Source organism: Microbacterium sp. GQ128 (genome assembly GCF_059758615.1).
Genome location: NZ_JCAXDY010000003.1, coordinates 124,880 through 146,063, shown reverse-complemented (window position 1 = coordinate 146,063; position 21,184 = coordinate 124,880). Strand labels below are relative to the sequence as shown.

18 protein-coding genes and 1 tRNA gene are annotated in these 21,184 nt (G+C 68.3%); 3 read left to right on the top strand and 16 right to left on the bottom strand.

Annotation, left to right across the window (positions count from 1 at the left end; genetic code table 11):
• Positions 1–51 precede the first annotated feature (51 nt).
• The 3 genes from AC6CHX_RS10890 to AC6CHX_RS10880 are packed head-to-tail and all read right to left on the bottom strand — an operon-like array spanning position 52 to position 3,655.
• Complete coding sequence (locus AC6CHX_RS10890; protein WP_136040954.1) at positions 52–1,104, bottom strand: ABC transporter permease; 1,053 nt, start codon at positions 1,102–1,104, stop codon at positions 52–54.
• The gene (locus tag AC6CHX_RS10885) at positions 1,101–2,129 is read right to left on the bottom strand and encodes an ABC transporter permease (protein ID WP_498272827.1); all 1,029 of its coding nucleotides are present in this window, start codon (positions 2,127–2,129) and stop codon (positions 1,101–1,103) included. The genes AC6CHX_RS10890 and AC6CHX_RS10885 overlap by 4 nt, the downstream gene beginning before the upstream one ends.
• Positions 2,126–3,655 (bottom strand): sugar ABC transporter ATP-binding protein, encoded by a 1,530-nt coding sequence (locus AC6CHX_RS10880; RefSeq protein WP_498272826.1) that lies wholly within the window; start codon positions 3,653–3,655, stop codon positions 2,126–2,128. Before AC6CHX_RS10880 ends, AC6CHX_RS10885 begins: the two co-directional genes overlap by 4 nt.
• Positions 3,656–3,803: 148 nt before the next feature.
• Between AC6CHX_RS10880 and AC6CHX_RS10875 the strand changes: the two genes are divergently transcribed.
• Positions 3,804–4,811, top strand: coding sequence for a LacI family DNA-binding transcriptional regulator (locus AC6CHX_RS10875; RefSeq protein ID WP_136040951.1), 1,008 nt, complete (start codon positions 3,804–3,806; stop codon positions 4,809–4,811).
• An 88-nt stretch (positions 4,812–4,899) separates the two neighbouring features.
• Here the strand turns inward: AC6CHX_RS10875 and AC6CHX_RS10870 are convergent, their stop codons facing one another.
• The 9 genes from AC6CHX_RS10870 to serS all read right to left on the bottom strand — a co-directional run bounded on the left by AC6CHX_RS10870 (position 4,900) and on the right by serS (position 14,680).
• The gene (locus AC6CHX_RS10870) at positions 4,900–5,847 is read right to left on the bottom strand and encodes a carbohydrate ABC transporter permease (RefSeq protein WP_498272825.1); all 948 of its coding nucleotides are present in this window, start codon (positions 5,845–5,847) and stop codon (positions 4,900–4,902) included.
• Positions 5,844–6,809 carry a carbohydrate ABC transporter permease gene (locus tag AC6CHX_RS10865; RefSeq protein ID WP_498272824.1) on the bottom strand — a complete coding sequence of 322 codons (966 nt, stop codon included), beginning with the start codon at positions 6,807–6,809 and terminating at the stop codon, positions 5,844–5,846. The genes AC6CHX_RS10870 and AC6CHX_RS10865 overlap by 4 nt, the downstream gene beginning before the upstream one ends.
• Before the next feature lie 6 nt (positions 6,810–6,815).
• Entirely contained in the window at positions 6,816–8,186 is a 1,371-nt protein-coding gene (locus AC6CHX_RS10860; RefSeq protein WP_498272823.1) for an ABC transporter substrate-binding protein, read from the bottom strand.
• A gap of 42 nt (positions 8,187–8,228) precedes the next feature.
• Complete coding sequence (locus tag AC6CHX_RS10855) at positions 8,229–9,872, bottom strand: glycoside hydrolase family 13 protein (RefSeq protein ID WP_498273205.1); 1,644 nt, start codon at positions 9,870–9,872, stop codon at positions 8,229–8,231.
• 179 nt (positions 9,873–10,051) lie between these two features.
• On the bottom strand, positions 10,052–11,056 hold the full coding sequence (locus AC6CHX_RS10850) for a LacI family DNA-binding transcriptional regulator (RefSeq protein ID WP_498272822.1): 1,005 nt from the start codon (positions 11,054–11,056) through the stop codon (positions 10,052–10,054).
• Between the two features lie 63 nt (positions 11,057–11,119).
• Entirely contained in the window at positions 11,120–12,367 is a 1,248-nt protein-coding gene (locus AC6CHX_RS10845; protein ID WP_498272821.1) for an LCP family protein, read from the bottom strand.
• Between the two features lie 50 nt (positions 12,368–12,417).
• Positions 12,418–12,502, bottom strand: a tRNA-Ser gene (locus tag AC6CHX_RS10840).
• Positions 12,503–12,545: 43 nt separating this feature from the next.
• Positions 12,546–13,367, bottom strand: coding sequence for an HAD family hydrolase (locus AC6CHX_RS10835; protein WP_498272820.1), 822 nt, complete (start codon positions 13,365–13,367; stop codon positions 12,546–12,548).
• Positions 13,364–14,680, bottom strand: a complete 1,317-nt coding sequence (gene serS / locus AC6CHX_RS10830; protein ID WP_498272819.1) for a serine--tRNA ligase — start codon at positions 14,678–14,680, stop codon at positions 13,364–13,366. The genes AC6CHX_RS10835 and serS overlap by 4 nt, the downstream gene beginning before the upstream one ends.
• 100 nt (positions 14,681–14,780) lie before the next feature.
• Between serS and AC6CHX_RS10825 the strand changes: the two genes are divergently transcribed.
• On the top strand, positions 14,781–15,779 hold the full coding sequence (locus tag AC6CHX_RS10825; RefSeq protein WP_498272818.1) for a diacylglycerol/lipid kinase family protein: 999 nt from the start codon (positions 14,781–14,783) through the stop codon (positions 15,777–15,779).
• A gap of 108 nt (positions 15,780–15,887) precedes the next feature.
• Here the strand turns inward: AC6CHX_RS10825 and AC6CHX_RS10820 are convergent, their stop codons facing one another.
• The 3 genes from AC6CHX_RS10820 to AC6CHX_RS10810 all read right to left on the bottom strand — a co-directional run bounded on the left by AC6CHX_RS10820 (position 15,888) and on the right by AC6CHX_RS10810 (position 18,393).
• Complete coding sequence (locus AC6CHX_RS10820) at positions 15,888–16,616, bottom strand: hypothetical protein (protein ID WP_498272817.1); 729 nt, start codon at positions 16,614–16,616, stop codon at positions 15,888–15,890.
• Between the two features lie 56 nt (positions 16,617–16,672).
• Positions 16,673–18,133, bottom strand: coding sequence for a cardiolipin synthase (cls, locus tag AC6CHX_RS10815; protein WP_136040941.1), 1,461 nt, complete (start codon positions 18,131–18,133; stop codon positions 16,673–16,675).
• 86 nt (positions 18,134–18,219) lie between these two features.
• Entirely contained in the window at positions 18,220–18,393 is a 174-nt protein-coding gene (locus AC6CHX_RS10810) for a hypothetical protein (protein ID WP_167381640.1), read from the bottom strand.
• A gap of 112 nt (positions 18,394–18,505) precedes the next feature.
• Between AC6CHX_RS10810 and AC6CHX_RS10805 the strand changes: the two genes are divergently transcribed.
• Positions 18,506–19,630: a DUF4192 family protein gene (locus AC6CHX_RS10805; RefSeq protein ID WP_498272816.1), complete on the top strand. Its 1,125-nt coding sequence runs from the start codon at positions 18,506–18,508 to the stop codon at positions 19,628–19,630.
• A 17-nt stretch (positions 19,631–19,647) separates the two neighbouring features.
• On the opposite strand, the gene lysS is transcribed toward AC6CHX_RS10805, so the two are convergent.
• Positions 19,648–21,180, bottom strand: a complete 1,533-nt coding sequence (gene lysS, locus AC6CHX_RS10800; RefSeq protein ID WP_498272815.1) for a lysine--tRNA ligase — start codon at positions 21,178–21,180, stop codon at positions 19,648–19,650.
• Positions 21,181–21,184 lie beyond the last annotated feature (4 nt).

Here is a 21,184-nt window from a genome sequence, read left to right as displayed (position 1 = left end):
CTTCCTTTCGTGATGATCACCGCGGGCGGATGCCGACGGCGAGAGGCTGCCTCATGGTGCGGGAGAGGCTGCGACGCGGGGCGGTGGTCCGGCCTTCGCACGGACGCGCTGCGCCCAGGCGAGGACGCTGGCTGCGACGACCGAGAAGATCAGCAGGCCACCGGTGATGATGTTGATGACGTCGGAGGTGACGCCGGCGAGACGGAGCCCGCTGCCGAGCACCCCGATCAGGAGCACCGCCGCGACGACGCCGTGCAGGTGACCTCGGCCGCCGAACACCGACACCCCGCCGAGGACCACGGCGGCGATCACCTGGAGTTCGAGCCCGGTGGCATTGTCTCCGCGGGCACTGCCGAAACGGAGCGTGTAGAAGATGCCGGCGAACGCCGCGACCACACCCGAGAGCATGAAGAGGATGAACTTCGTCCGCTCGACGTGCACCCCGGAGAATCGGGCCGCGTCCTTCGAGAGTCCGATCGCGTAGATGCCCCGGCCGAACGGAGTGAAGTGCAGCATCACGACGAAGATCGCGAGCAGGATCAGGAACGGGATCACGATGTAGGGGATAGTGGTGCCGGCGATCTTGGCCTTCGCCAGCGCCGTCCACATCTCCGGGAAGTCGGTCACCGCGGTGGTCCCGAGCAGGCCGACGGCCAGCCCGCGGAACAGCGCCAGGGTGCCGATGGTGACGGCGAGCGATGGCAGCCCGACGACCGTGACGAGGAAGCCGTTGAACGCTCCGCCGATGACGCCGACCGCGAGCGCGGCCAGCGCGGCGACCTCGAACGGCGCACCCGATTCGGTGAGCACACCCGTGACGACGCTGGCGAGGCCCACCATCGAGCCGACCGAGAGGTCGATCTCCCCCGTGATCATCACCAGGGTCATCGGCAGCGCGATCAGCAGGATCGGCGCCACGTCCAGCAGCAGGTAGTTGACCGTGATGGGCTGGGCGAACCCGCGGATCGACACGGCGGACACGAGCACGACCAGTACGAGCAGGCCGATGATCGCGAACTCGCGGTTGATGAGGATGCGCCGCCACAGCGGCTGGTCGTAGTCCCGGATCACGCGGACCCCCGAGGTGGTGGTGGTCGTGGTCATGATTCGTCCCTTGCCTCGATGAGCTGCCGTCTCTGTCGTACGGCGAGCAGCCGGTCGAGCACGATCGCTCCGATGATGAGCACACCCACCACGGCGCGCTGCCAGAAGTCGGGGATGCCGAGGATGGGCAGGGCCCGGTTGATGGTCATCAGCAGCATCGCGCCGATCGCCGCACCCCAGACGGAGCCGACGCCGCCCGTGATCGCGATGCCTCCGATGACGGCCGCGCCGACGGCATCCAACTCCCAGCCCGATCCCACCTGCGAGCTCACGGATCCGTACCGCGTCACGTAGAAGACACCGGCGAGACCGGCGAGAGCTCCGGAGAGGACGAAGGCGCTGAGCACCCGGCGGGTGGTCTTCAGGCCGTAGAGCTCGGCGGCTCCGGGGTCGGAGCCGATGGCGTAGTACTCGCGGCCGCCTCTCGTGTTGCGCATGTACCAGGCGGCGAGCGCGAGGACGATGATGGCGACGATGGAGAGCACCGGGATCGTGAAGATCTGCTGGGTTCCCAGGCGCAGGAAGTCCTTCGGCAGATCGGAGGGGTGCACCTGGTCGCTGCCGGTCCACAGCACGTTGATGCCGCGGTAGGCATACAGCGTGCCGAGCGTGATCACCATCGCCGGCACCTTGGCGAAGGCCACCAGCGCACCGTTGACGAGGCCCAGAAGGGCGCCGAAGATCACGGCGGCGATGACCACGATCGGGATCGGGATGCCGGGGACGTCGATGAAGAGCCGTCCCGTCAGGAAGGCGGTGAGCCCCATGACCGAGCCGACCGAGAGGTCGACGTTGCGGGTGATGATGACGATCGCCTGTCCGACCGCGACGAGCACGAGGATCGACGGAGTCAGCAGCAGGTCGCGCCAGCCGTCGGCGCTGAACAGGAAGTTCGGGTTCTTCACGGTGGCCGCGATGACCACCAGCACGAGGGCGGCGAAGATTCCGAGTTCGCGCGCGCGACCGATGCCGCCGGGCTTCTTCGCGAAGGTGGGGGCGGGTGTCGCCAGTGCCGTGGTGCTCATGCGTGCTGCTCCGATGCGTGCGTGGCGGCGAACATGACGTTCTCGCTGGTGGCGTCGTCACGGTCGAGTTCGGCGGTGATCCGGCCCTCGCGCATGACGAGCACCCGGTCGGCCATCCCGAGCACCTCGGGGAGCTCGGACGAGATCATCAGGATCCCCATCCCCTCACCCGCCAACTGCGAGAGCAGCCGGTGCACCTCGGACTTGGTGCCGACGTCGATCCCTCGGGTCGGCTCGTCGATGATGAGCACTCGCGGATCGGTGGCCAGCCACTTGGCCAGAACGACCTTCTGCTGGTTGCCACCGGAGAGCGTCGATGACACCGTGTCGAGGGCGTGCGTCTTGACCTCGAGGCGAGACGCCCAGACCTTCGCCGCTCGGTTCTCCATGCCGGTGGTGATCAGGCCCCACTTGGCGAGATTGCGGCGGATGGCGAGGGTGATGTTGCCGCCGACGCTCGCATCGATCACGAGGCCCTGTTTGCGACGATCCTCCGGGACGAGGGCGAGGCCGTTGCGCATCGCGGCGGTCGGACTGCGGCGCGGGACGGCCGCACCGAGCATCCGCACCTCTCCCTCGCGGTAGCCGTCCACGCCGAAGACGGCGCGGGCGACCTCGCTGCGGCCGGCACCGACGAGTCCGGCGAGGGCGACGATCTCGCCCGCGCGGACCGTGAAGGAGATGTCGTGGAAGACACCGGGGCTGGTGAGCCCGCGCACCTCGAGGAGCGCATCGCCGATCTCGGCCTCCTGCTTCGGGAAGAGCTCGGTGACGTCGCGGCCGACCATCTGCCGAACGAGGTCGTCGACCGTGGTCTCGGCGATGGGCGTCGTGTCGATGTAGGCGCCGTCGCGCATCACGGTGACGGTGTCGCACAGGTCGAACACCTCGTCGAAACGGTGCGAGATGAACAGGATCGCGCGGCCCTCGTCGCGCAGGCTCCGCGCGACCGCGAACAGCCGGTCGACCTCGACCCCGCTGAGCGCCGCGGTCGGCTCGTCCATGATCAGCACGCTGGCGTCGAGGGAGATGGCCTTCGCGATCTCGATGATCTGCTGGTCGGCGATCGAGAGGCCCTCGGTGATGCGATCGGGATCGAGCGCGACGCCGAGGCGGCGGAAGATCTGGTCGACCTCGGTGCGCATGGCCTTGCGGTCGATACGGCCGAGAGCCCCTGTGGGCTGGCGGCCCATGAAGATGTTCTCGGTGACCGAGAGGTCGGGGAAGAGCGTCGGCTCCTGGTAGATCACCGCGATGCCCGCGGCCTTCGACTGGGCGGTGCTCGTGAAGTCGACGTCTTCGCCGTGCAGACGGAAGTCGCCCGAGTCACGGCGGTAGAGCCCGGCCATGATCTTCACGAGCGTCGACTTGCCGGCGCCGTTCTCGCCGATGAGGGCGTGGATGGACCGCGACTGCAGCGTGAGGCTTCCGGAGCGGAGCGCGATCACGGGTCCGAAGGACTTCACGACACGGTGCAGCTCGAGCGCTGTGGGGGGAGCACTGCGGACGGGTGCTTCGTCGACCACTGGCTTTCCTCTCCGTTGAGGGGGATGATGTTCGGAATGAATCTACCTGAATCGATTCAGGTGGGTTTCAGGCTAGTGTATGTGATGCGGGCCGCAGGTCAACCCCTGATGCCCGAACCGTGATCCACCCGACGACGAGAGGACGGACGTGCCGGTCAGCATCCGCGATGTCGCCCTCCGCGCCGGGGTGTCCGTCGGCACCGTCTCGAATGTCCTCAACCGCCCGGAAGAGGTCTCCAGCGATTCGGTGGCACGGGTGAGCCGGGCCATCGAGGAACTCGGGTACGTGCGCAACGACGCCGCCCGAAAGCTGCGCGCGGGCATCAGCACGACCGTCGGCTTCGTGGTCCTCGACGGGCAGAACCCGTTCTACAGCGACGTGGTGCGCGGAGCCGAAGACGAGGCGTCCAGCCACGGCATCGCGATCCTCTACGGCAACACCGACGACGACCCGTCTCGCGAGAAGGTGTACCTCGACCTCTTCCGCGAACAGCAGGTGCGCGGTCTCCTGATCGCCCCGTACGGCGACGTCATGACGCAGCTGCGCCGCTTCCGCGCCAGCGGCATCGCGACGGTGCTCGTCGACAGGTTCAGCGCCGACAGCGGATTCTCATCGGTCTCCGTCGACAGCGTCGCGGGAGGGCGGCTGGCGGTCGAGCACCTGATCGAGGCGGGACGACGACGCATCGCCTTCGTCGGCGGCCCCTTCGACATGCGCCAGGTCACCGACCGGCTCGCCGGGGCTCGCGCCGCCGCTGAGAACGCCTCGGTGCACGTCGACCTCGAAGTCGTGCCCACCTCCGCCATGACGGTGGAGGAGGGGGCGTCCGCGGGCGCGAAGCTGCTCACCCGCCCGCGCCGCGAATGGCCGGACGCCCTGTTCGCCGCGAACGACCTGCTGGCGCTCGGCCTGCTGCAGTCACTCGTCGCCGGCGGTCGGGTGCTCGTCCCCGACGAGATCGCGCTCATCGGGTTCGACGACATCCCCTTCGCTGCGGCCGCCGCGGTGCCGCTCTCGTCGATCCGCCAGCCCAGCCGAATGATCGGCCGGACCGCGCTGCGCATCGTGCTCGAAGAGGCGTCCGACCCGGAGAGCATCCCCCGGCAGACCGTGTTCCCGCCCGAACTGATCGTGCGGCGCTCGACCACCGGCTGAGCCGAGACCCCGCTTTCGTGTCGAGACCCCGCCCTGTCTGCGCAGAAAAGGCGGGGTCTCGACGCGAGTCGGGGGTCTCGCGAGGACGTTACCCCTTCACCGCTCCCCCGAGGCCGGCCGAGCGCAGGAACACCGACTGGAAGAGCAGGAACATCGCGATGGGGATGAGCGTGGCGATCGCGAGGGCCGCGAGGAACACATCGAGCTCGGTCTGCGACTGCACCGCGGGAAGCCGCACCGACAGCGGCTGCACCGACGGATCCGGCAGCACGAGCATGGGCCAGAGGTAGTCCTTCCAGGCGGCGATGATCGCGAACACCGACACCACGCCGAGGATCGGCTTCGACATCGGCAGCACGATCGACCAGAACAGCCGGAAGGGCCCGGCGCCATCGGTACGCGCGGCCTCGAACACCTCGCGGGGAAGACTGTCGAAGAACCGCTTGACCAGCAGGATGTTGAAGGCGTTCGCCCCCATCGGCAGCCACACCGCGAGGTAGTTGTTGAGCAGGCTCACGTCTCCCAGCAGCGGCGGGTGCACGATCGTCAGGTACAGCGGCACCAGCAGCACGATCCCCGGGATGAACAGGGTCGCCAGCACCAGGGCGTTCAGGATCGGCGCGTACTTCGGCTGCAGCACCGAGAGCGCGTAGCCCGCTGTCGTCGCGATGAACAGCTGCACGAACCAGGCGCCGAGCGCGATGATCACCGTGTTGAAGAAGTACTGGTCGATGTGGATGTCGTTCCACGCGGTCGACAGGTTCTCCCAGTCCACGCCGCTCGGCCACAGCGCGAACGGCTGCTGCAGGGTGTCCTGCGTCGGCGTGATCGCCGACTTCGCCAGCCACAGGATCGGGCCGAGACCGGCGACGACCAGACCGACCGCGAGGAACACGTGCGTGAGGGACATCCCGACGCGGATGCCGGGGCGACGGCGCTCCGAGTCGGAGATGACCGTGCGATCACCGACGCTGTCGGCGGCCTTCTCCGCCGCCTTCTCTGCGGCACGGGTCGAGAGGCGGGTGGTGAGGCTCACGTCGTGCTCCAACGGTCGGTCAGTTTGAAGTACAGCCAGGAGAGCAGGGCGAGCACGACCGCGAGCAGCACCGAGACGGCCGTCGCCTCGCCGTAGTCGCCGCCCAGACTGTTGCGGAAGGCCTTGTCGTAGATGTACAGCAGCACGGTCTTGGTCGCTCCGGCAGGCCCACCCCCGGTGAACAGGAACGGTTCCAGGAAGACCTGCGCGGTGGCGATCACCTGCAGGATCAGCATGATGAAGAGGATGCCGCGCAGCTGCGGCAGCGTGACGTGCCAGACCTTCTTCCAGATGCCGGCGCCGTCGACCTCGGCCGCGTCGTAGAGCTCGGGCGGCACGCCGAGGAGAGCGGCCAGATAGATGATGATCGACCCGCCGGCTCCGGCCCACGTGGCTTCGAGCACGAGCGACGGCATGGCCTGCACCGCGTCCTGGATCCACGGCTGCGGCGGGATGCCGACGAATCCGAGCACGGTGTTGAACACGCCGGACGGGTCGGCGCTGTAGAAGAACTTCCACAGCAGCACCGCTACGACGGGCGGGATCACGACCGGGAGGTAGGCGAGGGCCGAATAGATGCCCTTGCCGCGGCGCACCTCGCTCATCAGCACGGCCATCAGCAGCGGCAGCGGGAACCCGAAGAGCAGCGCGAGCACAGCGAACCACAGCGTGTTGATCACGGCGCGGCCGAGCTCGGGGTCGCCGATCACCGCGAGGTAGTTGTCGAACCCGACCCATTCGGAGACGATCAGGTTCGTCTTCTGCAGGCTCATGATCACCGACTGCACGATCGGCGACCACGAGAAGAAGACGAACACGAAGAGCATGGGGAGCACGAACAGGAGGTTCGCGAGCCCGCCGCCGCGGAACCACGTGAGCGGTGAGCGGCGGCGGGAACGGCGCACAGCGGGCGGCGGAGAGTCCTCCACCGCCGCCCGCTGCTCGGGGAGCGTCATCGTCATGAAGCGTTACTCGTCGAGCTTCGCCTGCGCATCGGTCTGCACCTGGGCGAGCAGCGCGTCGATGTCGGCGTTCTGATCGGTGAGAACCTTCTGCACGACGGTGTCGAGGAGCGCGTAGACCTCCTGGGTCTTCACCTTCGGCTCACCGACCGGCGTCTGGTCCCAGATGCGGTCGCTGAACGGCGCCATCTGGTCGACGGGCACGTTGATGTAGTCGGCGATCCACTCCTGCGACTCGTCGTACAGCTCGCGGCTGAGCACCGGAAGCAGCGGGGTGCCGACGGCCTGACCGGACTCGTTCAGGGTCTTCGCGTCGAGCACCGCCGCGTCCTCGTCCATGAGCTTCTGCATGTAGTACCAGTCGATCCAGGTGACGCCGGCGGCCTTCGTCGCCTCGTCCACCGTGGGGCTGATCACGGCGATGTCACCGCCGCCGAGCGTGCCGGGGTCGTCGCCCTCCATCGGGACGACCGTCATCCCGTAGATCGTCGAGTCCATGCCGAAGTCGCGCACGAGCGCGGTGTAGATGTCGGAACCCGAGGTGTACATGCCGATGTTGCCGGCCGCGAACTCCTGGTTGATGGTTCCCCAGTCGAGGTCGACCTTGGATCCGAAGGCGTTGTCCTCCCACTTGACGTCGTGCAGGAACTGCAGCGCGGCCTTGGTGGCGTCGTTGTCGATCGTGGACTCGGCCGTGCCGTCGCCGTTGTCGGTCTGCGTGCGGCCTCCGCGCGCCACCGTCTGGGACGTCAGCTGCCACCCGCCGGTGTTGTTGATCGCCATCTGCGCGTATCCGGCCTTGCCCGTGGCATCCGTGATGGCCTTGGCCGCTTCGCGGATCTCGTCCCACGTCTCCGGCGGGTTCTCGGGGTCGAGCCCTGCCTGCGTGAACAGGTCGCGGTTGTAGTGCAGCGCCGCAGCGTACGCCTGGCGCGGGAAGCCGTAGATCTTGCCGTCGTCGCCCGTGACGCCGTCGAGGATGATCGGGTTGAACTTGTCGGTGTAGCCGAGTTCGTCGACCGCATCGGTCACGTCCATCAGCTGGCCGTTCTCGAGCAGCGTCTTGGAGTCGGTGAACGGCACGGTGAAGACGTCTGGCAGGCTTCCGCCGGCGAGCTGCACGGCGAAGGTCGGCCCCTCCCACTCGTACTCGACGCCCACGATGTCGATGTCGGGGTGTTCCTTCTCGAACTGCTTCTCCTGTTCGGCGAATGCCTCATACGCGGCCGCGTCCGCTCCCGGGGGGAACGTCGCGACGCGCAGCTCGGTCTTGCCGTCGGCACTGTCGTCGCCTCCGCTCGACGTGCAGCCGGCGAGAGCGCCGACCGCCGTGAGCACGGCGACGCCGGCGACGAGGGCCTTCATCGGTGACTTCATTGTCTGTGTCCTTCCATGTGGTGCTGATCGGGTGGTGCAGGGCTAGTCGGTCGCTCTCGACGAGCGCCCTGGGGCGATGCGGAGCGCCAGCCAGGCGGTGGAATCCGGGGGCAGCGCACCGTCGAGCGGGGCGCTGGAGAGGAGCACCTCGTGGTGGGCAGGAAGCGGCACGGGCACGGCGCCGAGGTTCGTGATGCTCAGGGTGCCGTCGCCGCGGCGGAAGGCGAGCACGTCTGCGCCGAGCTCCAGCCACTCCAGGTCGCTGCCGGCGAAGTCGGCGGTCCGCTTGCGCAGGGCGATCGCCGCGCGGTAGAGGTTCAGGGTCGAGGAGGGGTCGGCGTCCTGCGCTTCGACGGTGAGCTTCGCCCAGTCCGAAGGCTGCGGGAGCCACGGGGTGCCGCCGAAACCGTAGGGGGTCGCTGCTCCCGTCCAGGGCAGGGGAACCCGGCATCCGTCGCGCCCCGGATCGACGCCCCCGGAGCGGAAGTGCATGGGATCCTCGATCGCGTCGAGCGGCAGCTCCACCTCGGGGAGTCCGAGCTCGTCGCCCTGGTAGATGTAGAGACTGCCGGGGAGGGCGGCGACGAGCAACGACGCCGCGCGGGCACGACGCGCGCCTCGAACGGCATCCGTCGCAGTGCCGAACCGCTTGCGCTCGAACGCGAACGACGAATCGGCCTGCCCGTAACGGGTGACCGGCCGGGTGACATCGTGGTTCGAGAGCACCCAGGTCGCCGGGGCGCCGACGGGGGCATGCTCGGCCAGAGTGCGCGTGATGGAGTCGCGCATCGCCTGGGCGCTCCACGGCTGCGTCATGAACCCGAAGTTGAAGGCGGTGTGCATCTCGCCAGGGCGCAGGTAGCGGGCGAAGCGCTCCGCGTCGTCGAGCCAGACTTCGCCGACCAGCACGCGCTCGCCGTCGTACTCGTCGGCGACGGCACGCCATTCGCGGTAGATGTCGTGCAGCTCGTCGCGGTCGATGTGCGGATGCCCTGACGTCGGCGCCGTTCCTGCGGGGAGGTCGGGCAGCGCCGGGTCCTTGACCGGGAGGGCGGCCGAGTCGATGCGCACCCCGGCCACTCCGCGGTCGAACCAGAAGCGCAAGACGTCCTCGTGCTCGCGGCGCACGTCCGGGTGGTTCCAGTTGAGGTCGGGCTGCTGGGGGGTGAACAGGTGCAGGTACCACTCCCCCGGCGTGCCGTCCGCGTTCCGCGTGCGCGTCCATGTCTCGCCCTGGAAGCTCGACACCCAGTTCGTCGGCATCTCCTCGCCGTCCGCGCCCCGCCCGGGGTGGAACCAGAAGCGCTCGCGCTCCGGGCTCCCCGGCCCCGCCGCCAGTGCCTGCCGGAACCACTCGTGCCGGTCGGAGATGTGGTTCGGCACGATGTCGACGATCGTGCGGATGCCGTGTTCGAGCGCCTCGGCGATCAGCTGCTCCGCCTCGTCGAGCGTGCCGAAGCGCGGGTCGATCCGTCGGTAGTCCTGCACGTCGTACCCGCCATCGGCGAGCGGGCTCTCATACCAGGGCGTGAACCAGAGAGCGTCGACGCCGAGGCTTTTCAAGTAGGGCAACTGCGCGCGCACGCCGGCGAGATCGCCGATCCCGTCGCCGTTGCCGTCCGCGAAGCTGCGCACGTACACCTGGTAGATCACCGCCGTGCGCCACCATCCCTCGCCCGCAGGCATGGTCAGCGTGCGGGCGGGTGCGGCCGTGCGCAGAACGTCGGTGTCCACGGATCTCCTCGTCGTCGGTGGCGATGAGTCAAATGTAGCTTTTCTAATCGTTTGATGCAAGAACTAAACATATTGTTGGAATTTTGCAGTGACTTGCGGGCGCGCAAAAGCCCTCACCCACCGGGATCCGGTCAGGCCAGCGGCCCCGTCGAGGCGCGCAGCACCAGCTCGGGTTCGAACAGCAGCTCGTCGCTCGGCTGGGAGGTGCCGGCGATCTGCGCGAGCAGCAGTGCGATGATGGCCCGACCCATCGACTCGATCGGCTGCCGCACCGTTGTCAGCGGCGGCTCGGTGCAGCTCATCAGGGCCGAGTCGTCGAACCCGACGATGCTCACATCCCCCGGCACCGACAGCCCCGCGCGACGTGCGGCACGCACGGCGCCGAGTGCCATCGGATCACTCGCACACACGATGGCCGTGGCCCCGGCGGCGAAGAGTCGCGCCGCACCGGCCTGCCCCGACTCGAGCGAGTACATGCCCCGCACGACGAGGTCGTCCGACAGCGGCGCTCCGAGCTTCTCGAGCAGGCGGCGCGCGGCGTCGAGCTTGCGCTGCGATGGCACGTGGTCCGCCGGCCCCAGCAGCAGGCCGATGCGGCGGTGCCCCAGCTGGTGCATGTGCAGGACCGCCTGCTCGGCCGCAGCGGCATCGTCGGTCGAGACGGTCGCGAACTGCAGCTCGGGGACGCGGGCGTTGACGAGCACGGTCGGCAGGTTCACCTGGCGCAGCCGCTCGTAGTGCTCGTGCGCGGCGTCCGCCTGCGTGTAGTTTCCGCCGAGGAAGATCACGCCAGACACCTGCTGCGCGAGGAGCAGGTCGACGTAGTCCGACTCGGTCACCCCGCCGGCGTTCTGCGTGCACAGCAGCGGGGTGTATCCGTTCTGAGTGAGCGCGCCGCCGACGATCTCGGCGAACGCGGGGAAGATCGGGTTCTGCAGCTCGGGCAGCACCAGGCCGACCAGGCGGGCGCGTTCGCCGCGCAGCTTCGTCGGGCGCTCATAGCCGAGCACGTCGAGCGCGGTGAGCACCGCCTGACGGGTGGCATCGGAGACGCCGGGCTTGTCGTTCAGCACCCGGCTGACCGTGGCCTCGCTCACACCGACCTTGCGCGCCACCTCGGCGAGTCGCTTCGACATGGGGTCAGTGTACGCAAGTTCTTGCACGACTGCGCAAACGGGTTGCGTCGTCGCAGTCTGGTGTCAGCGGACGTTGCCGTTGGAGCAGGTCTCCTGCGCGGCCGAGTTGCCCTTGATCGAGTCGGGCAGCGCAACGACGTTCTCCGGGGTCGCGGAGGGATCGGGGGTCGCCTCCTCGGTCGGCGCGGTCGGCTCCGTCGGTTCCTGCACGACGACACCGTCGTTGCTGTTGTTCTCGTGCGTGATCTGCAGCTGCGCGTTCGCCTCGATCGCGTTCCAGAGAGCCGCGGCCGCCTCCTCGTTGGGGACGACCTTGTTCGGGTCGGCGTAGTCGGCACCGGTCGGGTACTGCACGAAGACGATGTCCTCGAACGGGACGGACTTCACGGCGAGCGCGATCTGGACGAGCGTCATCGGGTTGTTCGCCAGCGACGTGCTGGCCTCGAGGTTGCTCAGGGCCGTGTTCGCCAGCTTGAGCATGACCGGCACGTTGCCCAGCACCTCGCCGCTGATCATCTTGCGCGCGAGGCTCGACATGTACTGCTGCTGGTTGCCGATGCGGCCGAGGTCACTGCCGTCGCCGACACCGTGACGGGTGCGGAGGAACTGCAACGCCTGAAGACCTTCGACCGTGTGCGTGCCCGCGGCCATGTCCAGGCCGGTGTAGCGGTCCTTGATCGGGTTCGCCAGGCACACGTCGACACCTCCGATGGCGTTGGTGATCTCGATCACGCCGCCGAAGGTCACGGATGCCGCGAACTGGACCTCCTGGCCGGTGAGCTCGGAGATCGTCTTGACGACGCAGTTCAGGCCGCCGTCCGTGTACGCCGTGTTGAGTGGCTGCTTGCTCATCGCCGAGTGGACGTTGCCCTCGTCGTCGGTGCACTCCGGGATCGGGAGCATCAGGTCGCGCGGGAAGCTGACGACGGTGATCCGGCGGGGCTCCTGAGAGACGTGCACCAGCAGGTTGACGTCGTTGAGCGTGCCCTCGGCGTCGCCCCCGGTGCACCGGTCACCGAAGAGGTCCTTGTACTTCTCCTCGCAGGTGTCCACTCCCGTGAGGACGAGGTTGAAGCCGCTCTCATACTCGCCGATGTCCGGCGGGACGACCTCCTGGCCCTCCAGATCGACGGCGTTCGCCGCGACGGTGCTCGAGAAGTCGTACGCGATGTAGACACCGACGCCGAATCCGCTGACGAGCACCACGGCCAGGCCGATCGCGATGAACTTCAGCAGCTGGCTGAGCGAGCTGGGCGTCTCCAGTTGACCGTGCCGTGCGATGGTGCGGCGGCGTCGCGTGTTGTCGCTCACTCGTACCCTTTCGGATTCAGCACCGGTGCGGGGTCACCGTGCTCGCTGTGCGGAGGGTGTGGGATTCGAACCCACGAGACATCTCTGCCCACTGGTTTTCAAGACCAGCTCCATCGGCCGCTCGGACAACCCTCCTCGACGGACGCATCTGTCGACAAGGCGTGAGTCTAGCCGAGTTCTATTCTCCCGCGCTGACCTGGGCGGGTGCTGGAAGCGTGTCGAGCGCCTGCGCCAGCCCGCCGTCCTCGACGTCGGCGGTGACCTCGCTCGCGGCGTCCTTCACCTCGTCGGGGGCCTGCCCCATCGCCACGGCGCGCCCCTCGAGTGCGCGCGCCCAGCCGAACATGCCGATGTCGTTGCGCCCGTCGCCGGCGACGAGGATGCGCCCGCCGTCGAGCCCGAGCTCGGTGCGCACCTGCTCCAACGCGGTGCCCTTGTCGACGCCCTGCGGGGCGATGTCCAACCACGCGGTCCAGCCGATCGCGTAGGAGACCTCGTTGAGGCCGGCGTCCGCCACGAGGCGGTGGAAGTCGTCTTCGTCATGGCCGGGCGAGACGACCACGATGCGGGAGACCGGCAGCGCGCCGAGTTCGTCGAAGTCGACCTGTCGTCCGCCGTCGAGCGTCCAGTCGTCGAGCTGCTCGGTGAACAGCCGCTGCCCCGAGGCGAGTTCGACCATGTACCGGGCGTCCGGAAGACGGTCGCGCAGCAGTCCGAGCACCGGAGTCGGGTCGAAGGTCTCGACGTTCCAGCGCTCCCAGTCGTCGCCGTCGCGGCGCATCGTCACGGCGCCGTTGGAGCACACGACGTAGTCGGCGGTGAGGCCGAGCTCCTCGACGTAGCGTCGCGTGGCCATCCAGCTGCGCCCGGTCGCGATCGTCACCACGTGTCCGGCATCGCACGCGCGCGCGACGGCCTCGGGGACACCCGGACTCATCGTCTCGTCCTGCAGCAGGATGGTGCCGTCGACGTCGAGCCCGACCAGCCAGGGGCCCGTCACCGGGCTGCCCGCCCGTCGCCGAGGGGCTGGATCACTTCGAGCCCGCCGAGGTACGGGCGCAGCACCTCGGGCACGCGCACCGATCCGTCGGCCTGCTGGTGGGTCTCGAGCAGGGCGACGATCCAGCGCGTGGTGGCGAGCGTTCCGTTCAGAGTGGCGACGTGCTGCGTCTTCGCGGCGCCCTGAGCGGCAGCATCCGCCGCATCGACGGCGGGACGGTGCCGCACGTCGAGGCGGCGCGCCTGGAAGGTCGTGCAGTTCGACGTGGAGGTGAGCTCACGGAACGCCCCCTGCGTCGGCACCCACGCCTCGATGTCGTACTTGCGTGCCGCGCTCGAGCCGAGATCACCCGCGGCGACGTCGATCACGCGGTAGGCGAGCCCGAGGGAAGTGAGCATCTCCTCCTGCAGCGCGACGAGGCGCAGGTGCTCCGCCTCGGCCTCTTCTGCGGTCGTGTAGACGAACATCTCGAGCTTGTTGAACTGGTGCACCCGGATGATGCCGCGGGTGTCCTTTCCGTGCGAACCCGCTTCGCGGCGGTAGCAGGTCGACCAGCCCGCGTAGCGGAGGGCGCCGTCGGCGAGGTCGACGATCTCGTCCTTGTGGTACCCGGCGAGCGCGACCTCGCTGGTTCCGACGAGATACAGGTCGTCGTCCTTGTCGAGGTGGTAGACCTCGTCGGCGTGCTCGCCGAGGAACCCGGTGCCCTGCATGATCTCGGGGCGCACGAGGGTCGGCGTGATCAGCGGTACGAAACCGTTCTGCAGGGCCTTGTCGAGCGCGAGGTTCATGAGGGCGATCTCGAGGCGCGCCCCGATGCCGCGCAGGAAGTAGAAGCGCGCGCCGGAGACCTTCGCCCCGCGCTCCATGTCGATGGCGCCGAGGAGCTCGCCGAGCTCCAGGTGGTCACGCGGCTCGAAGTCGAATGCGGGCACCTCGCCCACCCGACGCAGCTCGACGAAGTCGGCCTCGCCGCCGGCGGGGACGCCGTCGATCACGACGTTCTCGATCCGGGCGAGAGCCGCGGATGCCGCCTCCGCTGCCTCGTTCGCCGCGTGCTGCGCCTGCTTCACGCGCTCGGCGAGGTCTTTCGCCTGTGCGACGAGGGCGGCTTTCTCCTCCTTGGGAGCCTTCGCGACCAGCTTGCCGAACGCGTTCTGTTCGGCGCGCAGCTCCTCGAACGCAGACAGCGCGGCCCGGCGCGATCGATCGGCCTCGAGTGCGACGTCGACGGTGCTCTGGTCGTTTCCACGGGCAGCCTGTGAACGGCGGACGATCTCCGGGTTTTCGCGGAGGAGTGCGAGGTCGATCATCTCCCAAGTCTACGGTGCGGTGCCGCCGCGCCGAGCGGCCCCCTCCGCCTCACCCCATCAGGGTGAGCGACCCGGCCGCGTCCCGGTTTAGAGTAGCGCCATGACCACCAGCGCCCCCGTTCTCCGACAGGCGGCGCTCATCTACAACCCGATCAAGGTCGACGGCAAGCATCTGCGCGAGACCGTTCGCGATCTGTCGCGCGAGGCCGGATGGGACCACCCGGCCTTCTATCCGACGACGATCGAGGACGCCGGGCAGGGCGCGACCGCGCAGGCACTCGCGCGCAACGTCGATGTCGTGCTGGTCGCCGGCGGCGACGGGACCGTGCGCGCCGTCTCGGAGGCGATCGCGAACTCCGGAGTGGCATTGGCGATCCTGCCGAGCGGCACCGGCAACCTGCTCGCGCGCAATCTCGGCCTGCCGCTCGCCGATCCGGCCGAGATGATCCGTGCGGCCCTCGGCGATTTCCGCCACCCGATCGACATCGGTCGCGCGCGGCTGACCCGTGAGAACGGCGATGAGGAGGAGCACGCGTTCGTCGTGCTGGCGGGCATGGGTCTGGACGCCGACATGATCGCGAACACGCGCTCCGACCTGAAGAAGTCGGTGGGGTGGATCGCCTACGTCGACGGTGCAGCCCGCTCCCTCCCCCGCGCGAAGCCCTTCCGTGCCGTGTACCAGATCGATGAGGGGCGACTGCATTCGCACCGCGCCTACAGTCTGCTCTTCGCCAACTGCGGCACGCTTCCCGCCGGCATCGCCCTCATCCCGGACGCGTCGATCACGGATGCCGCGCTCGACATCGCCGTCATCCAGCCCACCGGGGTGCTCGGCTGGTTCGCCGTGTGGCGCAAGATCTGGTGGGACAACTCCGTGCTGCGGCGCTTCCGTGCGGGTCGCCGTGTGCTCGAGCGTCGCGGCAAGAACGCGTCGGTGCACTACTTCCACGGGACCGCGGCCGAGGCCGCCGCTCCCGCACCGATCCCGATCGAGCTCGACGGCGACGAGTTCGGCGCTGCCGTGCGCATCACGTGCTGGGCAGACCCCGGTGCGTTGCTGCTCGCACTGCCGCCCGGCCACCCGGTTCACATGCTGTGAGGCGGGTGGCGCCCGTCAGCTCTTGCGTCGCTTGATCACCATCATCACGCTGATCACGGCCAAGAAGATGAGCGTGGCCCAGAAGATCACCACGGTTACCCGCAGGGGTCAGCGAACCTCGACCGTGCCGTCGAGCCCGCCGCCGACCAGCGTCAGCGTGAAGGTGCCGTCGTCGTCGACCGTGTCCTCGCCGAACGCGAGCAGGGTCGCACGGGGGGCCATATCCATCGTGCAGACCTGGTCCTCGTCGGTCAGGAAGGTCGCCGTCCCGGCGTTGCCGGCGCCCTCGAGCGACTCGATCTGCGGAACGCAGCTCGACGAGCCCCAGGTGAGCAGCACGAGACCGCCGTCGTCGAACCACCCGGCGGAGGGCTGGAACTCGGTCGTGGATCCCGGCGTTCCCGCGGCCGCGGGGTCACCGTCGAGGTCGACGTCGTCGGAGAGATCGCCGTAGGTCACGTTCAGGGTGATGTCCGACTTGGGGTCGACGCCCTCCGGCAGCGCGCCGATGCTCGCGCGCGGAGCGAGATCCTTCGTGCACGGCTTCGGCGATTCGCCCTCGGGGTCGACGAGCGTCACGGTGACGGTCTGCCCCTCGGCCGTGACCTGGTCGACCTGCGGCACGCACGTCGAGGAGCCCACGGTGATGACGGCGAACATGCGGCCGTCGTCGAGCAGCGTGCCCTCGAAGTCGTTCTGGTCGTCCACGTCTCCCGCACCGGGAGCTGGCGAACTCGACGGGGCGTCGGAACCGGGGCCGACGGTGCATCCCGCGACGAGGAGCGCCGCAGCGACGAGACCGACGACGGAGGCGAGCGGACGGAGCACAGAGGTCATGCTCACAGGGTAGCCCGCGGGCAGATCGCCCCGGTAGCCCGGACGCGCCGTGCCGACTACTGCAGGGCCGAGGTCAGGCGGGCGAGATTGTCGAGCACGGTCGAGCGCAACGGCTGCTGCATCCACTCCTCGAGCGTCAGTTCACGGCTGAGCGAGCGATACTTGTCCTCGACCTCGCGCATCTCCTTCACGAACTCCTCGCCGCGCACCAGCATCGAGACCTCGAGGTTCAGACCGAAGGAGCGCATGTCCATGTTGCTGGAGCCGATGACCGCGACTTCGTCGTCGATCGTGAGGGTCTTGGTGTGCAGGATGTACGGTTTGCGGTACATCCAGATGCGGACGCCGGCTTTCAGCAGCACCTCGTAGTAGCTGCGCTGGGCGTGGTACACCATCGCTTGGTCGCCCTCTTCCGAGACGAAGAGCTCGACGTGGACACCGCGATCGACAGCCGCGGTCACGGCGAGCAGCAGCGCCTCGTCGGGGACGAAGTAGGGGCTGACGATCATGATCTTCTTCTTTGCGGCATACAGCAGCCCGAGGAAGAGGCGCAGGTTGTTCTCGACCTCGAACCCCGGGCCCGACGGCACGACCTGGCAGTCGAGGTCGCCGGAGCCGATGTTCGCGTGGGCGATGTCGATCCCCTCGAGCACCGTGTCGGTCTCGCTGTACCAGTCGGCGACGAAGATCGCATTCACGCTCAGCACGACAGGGCCGTCGAGGCGGACCATGAGGTCGACCCAGTGCAGCCCGCGCTTGATGTTCTTCGGCAAGTTATAGGTCGAGTCGGTGATGTTCTGCGATCCGAGGAACGCGATGTTGCCGTCGACGACCAGGAGCTTGCGGTGATTGCGCAGATCCGGGCGCTGCATCTTGCCCTTGAGCGGCTGCACCGGCAGCATCAGGTGCCAGTCCGCACCCATCGCGTTGAGTCGGGCGATGGTCTGCTTGTAGCGCGGTTTGCCTCGGTTCGCCCAGTGGTCCAGAAGCACCCGCACCTCGACTCCTCGAGCCGAGACCTCTTCGAGGGCGCGGAAGAAGTTGTCCGTCGACGTGTCGGACTGGAGGATGTAGAACTCGACGTGCACGTAGTCCTGGGCGGTGCGGATGGCCTCGGCCATCTCGTCGAGGGACTCCTGGTAGTCGGATATCAGGTGCGCGCCGTTGTCACCCGAGAGCGGAAGCGCCCCGAGCCTCTGATTCATCTGGACGATCGGACCGAACCAGGCGGGAGCGTTCGGGCGCAGCGTCCCGAAGTGCAGGTGCTCGCTCGTCTCGGCGATGTACTCGTTGATCTGGTCCTGTTTGCGTCGACGCGCGCGCGGCAGTCGCGGGTTTCCGATCAACAGGAACAGGAAGACTCCGACGAACGGGATGAAGAACACGGCGAGGAGCCAGGCCATCGCGGCGGTCGGGCGCCGATTGCGCGGGATGACGATGATCGCCGTGACGCGGATGACGATGTCGAGCACCAGCAGGAAGGCGGCGAACCACCAGCCCCAGGTCTCTGCCGTCATCGTGCACCCTCCCCACCGCGGTGACGATCACCTCGGCAGCGCGCCCATGCCGGTGCGCTGGCTTCACAGTAGCGGATGGGTGGGACTCAGACGCGCGGCGGAAGACCCCGGGCCGCGCGCTCCTCCGCCTCGATCTGGGCGTGGACCTTGCGCTCCGTGCGGTCGAAGCGGAGGATCCCGCGGAGCACGAAGACGAACACGACGCTCACTCCGATGGTCGGCAGAAGCGACCAGGCCGCGGCGAGCCAGAAGTTGTCCATCACCCCATGGTACGCGAGCCACTCCTCGTGCACATCGCCGCGCGTTCAGGTTCTGCATCCACAACGCCGCTTTTCCGACCCCGCGGGCTCGTGGCTCCGAGACACTCTCGGGATGACAACACTGCTTCGCGCCACCGATTCCGCCGCATTCCTCGGCATCGTCCCCATTCTCGCGGGTTTCACTCCTCGTCGGAGCATCGTGCTGCTGCCTTTCCACGGCACGCGCACCGACGGGGCCATGCGACTCGATCTGCCCCCTGACGGTGCCGATATCGAGGCATATGCCGACGCTGCGGTCAGCCTCCTCGCTCGCGTCCGGGGAACGGATGCCGTCGCCGTGGTCGTGTACACCGACGAGGAGCCAGAGGCCACCCGCGACGGTCTCGTCCTCCCACATGCCGTGGCCGTCGACGAACTGCTCGGCTGCGCGGAAGACGCCGGGCTCCGCATCGTCGACGCGCTCTGCGTGACACCGTCGGGGTGGTCGAGCTACGTGGAGCGTGACCCGGACCTCCACCCGCTCGCAGAGATCTGCTGCCCATCCGAGGGTCCGGATGCACCCGGCATCTCGGAGGATCAGGCTGCGGGGGCCCGCCTTCCGGATGTGGATCTCGCCGAGAAGGAAAGGGTGGGAAGAGCGGCACTCGAGCTCGCGGCGCTGCTCGACGAAGACGGAGAGGCGAAGGGGCGGGTGACCGGGCGGGAGAATCCGCAGCTGATCGCTGCGCTCGTGCTGCTCGAAGACGTGCCCGCGTTCTTCGAATCGGTGCTCTCGGCACCCGATGCCCTCCCGCCGTATGCGACTGCGACGCTGCTGTGGTGCATGGAGCGACCGTTGCTCCGAGATGTCGCGATCGCGCAGTGGGCGAGTGACCTCGCGGGAGGCGTCCGCGCGCTCGACGCGCAGACCGCGTTCGCGAAGTCGGGCGAGATGGTCCCCGATGAGCTCGGGCGACTGTTCCTGGGCCAGGGTCCGGCTCCGGACTTCGATCGGCTCCACCTCGCGCTCGCCGTCGTCCGCGAGGCGGCCGCACGGGCACCGCGCGCTGCCCGACCGGCACCACTCACCGCGGCGGCGTGGCTGTCGTGGGCTCTCGGCCGAGCCAGCCACGCCGCTCGCTATCTGGAGCTCGTGCGCGAGATCGACCCTCGATACTCTCTCGCCGCCCTGCTGGAGACCATGATCGCCGGCGCGATGCTTCCGGAGTGGGCGTTCCGCAGAAGCTCGGCGGCATGACCGTCGAGCATCGAGACCTACTTGACCAGCGGGAAGAGGATGGTCTCGCGGATGCCGAGGCCGGTGATCGCCATCAGCAGACGATCGATCCCCATGCCCATCCCACCGGACGGCGGCATACCGTGCTCGAGCGCCCGCAGGAACTCGTCGTCGACCGGCATCGCCTCCACGTCGCCGCGCGCTGCGAGCTTCGCCTGCGCCTCGAACCGCTCGCGCTGGATCACGGGATCGACGAGCTCGGAGTACCCGGTCGCCAGCTCGAAGCCCCGGATGTACAGGTCCCACTTCTCCACGACGCCGGAGATCGAGCGGTGCTCGCGCACGAGGGGGGACGTGTCGACCGGGAAGTCCATCACGAAGGTCGGGCGAACAAGATCACCCTTCACGAAGTGCTCCCACAGCTCCTCGACGAGCTTGCCGTGGGTGGCCTGCGGCGGCAGGTCGACGTCGTTCGCCTCGGCGAACGCGATGAGGTCCTCGACCGAATCCTGCGGCGTGATCGTGCGACCGGCGGCCGCCGAGAGCGACTCGTACATCGAGATGCGGTCCCACTCACCGCCGAGGTCGTACTCGGTGCCGTCGGCCCAGGTCACCGTCGTCGAACCGGCGACGGCGATCGCCGCCTTCTGCACGAGTTCCTGCGTGAGCGCGGCCATCTGGTTGTAGTCGCCGTACGCCTGGTAGGCCTCGAGCATCGCGAACTCGGGGCTGTGCGTGGAGTCGGCTCCCTCGTTGCGGAAGTTCCGGTTGATCTCGTACACGCGCTCGATGCCGCCGACGACCGCGCGCTTCAGGTAGAGCTCGGGCGCGATGCGCAGGTAGAGCTCGGTGTCGAACGCATTCGAGTGGGTGACGAAGGGGCGAGCAGAGGCGCCGCCGTGCTGCACCTGCAGCATCGGGGTCTCGACCTCGAGGTAGTCGTGGCTCGTGAACGTCGCACGCAGGCTGGCGTTCACCGCGGCACGGGCACGCACGGTGGTTCGCGCCTGCTCGCGGACGATGAGGTCGAGGTAGCGGCTGCGCACGCGCCCTTCCTCACTGAGCTCGGAGTACGCGTTGGGAAGCGGGAGGATCGCCTTGGAGGCGATCGCCCAGCCGTCGGCCATGACCGACAGCTCCCCGCGGCGGCTGGAGATGACTTCACCGTGGACGAAGACGTGGTCGCCGAGGTCGACGTACTCCTTCCAGTCCGCGAGCGACTCCTCGCCGACGTTCGCGAGCGAGATCATCGCCTGGATGCGCGAGCCGTCGCCGGCCTGAAGGGTGGCGAAGCACAGCTTCCCCGTGTTGCGGCTGAACACGACACGACCCGCGATACCGACGACGACACCCGTCTCGGCGCCGGCCTCGAGCTCGCCGTACTCCGCGCGCAGCGCCGGGATCGTGTGCGTGACCGGCACGCCGACCGGGAACGCTCCGCCGCCCGCATCCGTCCGCTTCTCGATCAGACGCTCGCGCTTTGCGAGGCGCACGGCCTTCTGCTCGTGGACGTCCTCTTCGGGAGAAGGGTCGGTCGAGGCCGATTCGGGCGCGGCAGACGCGTCAGTCATGTGG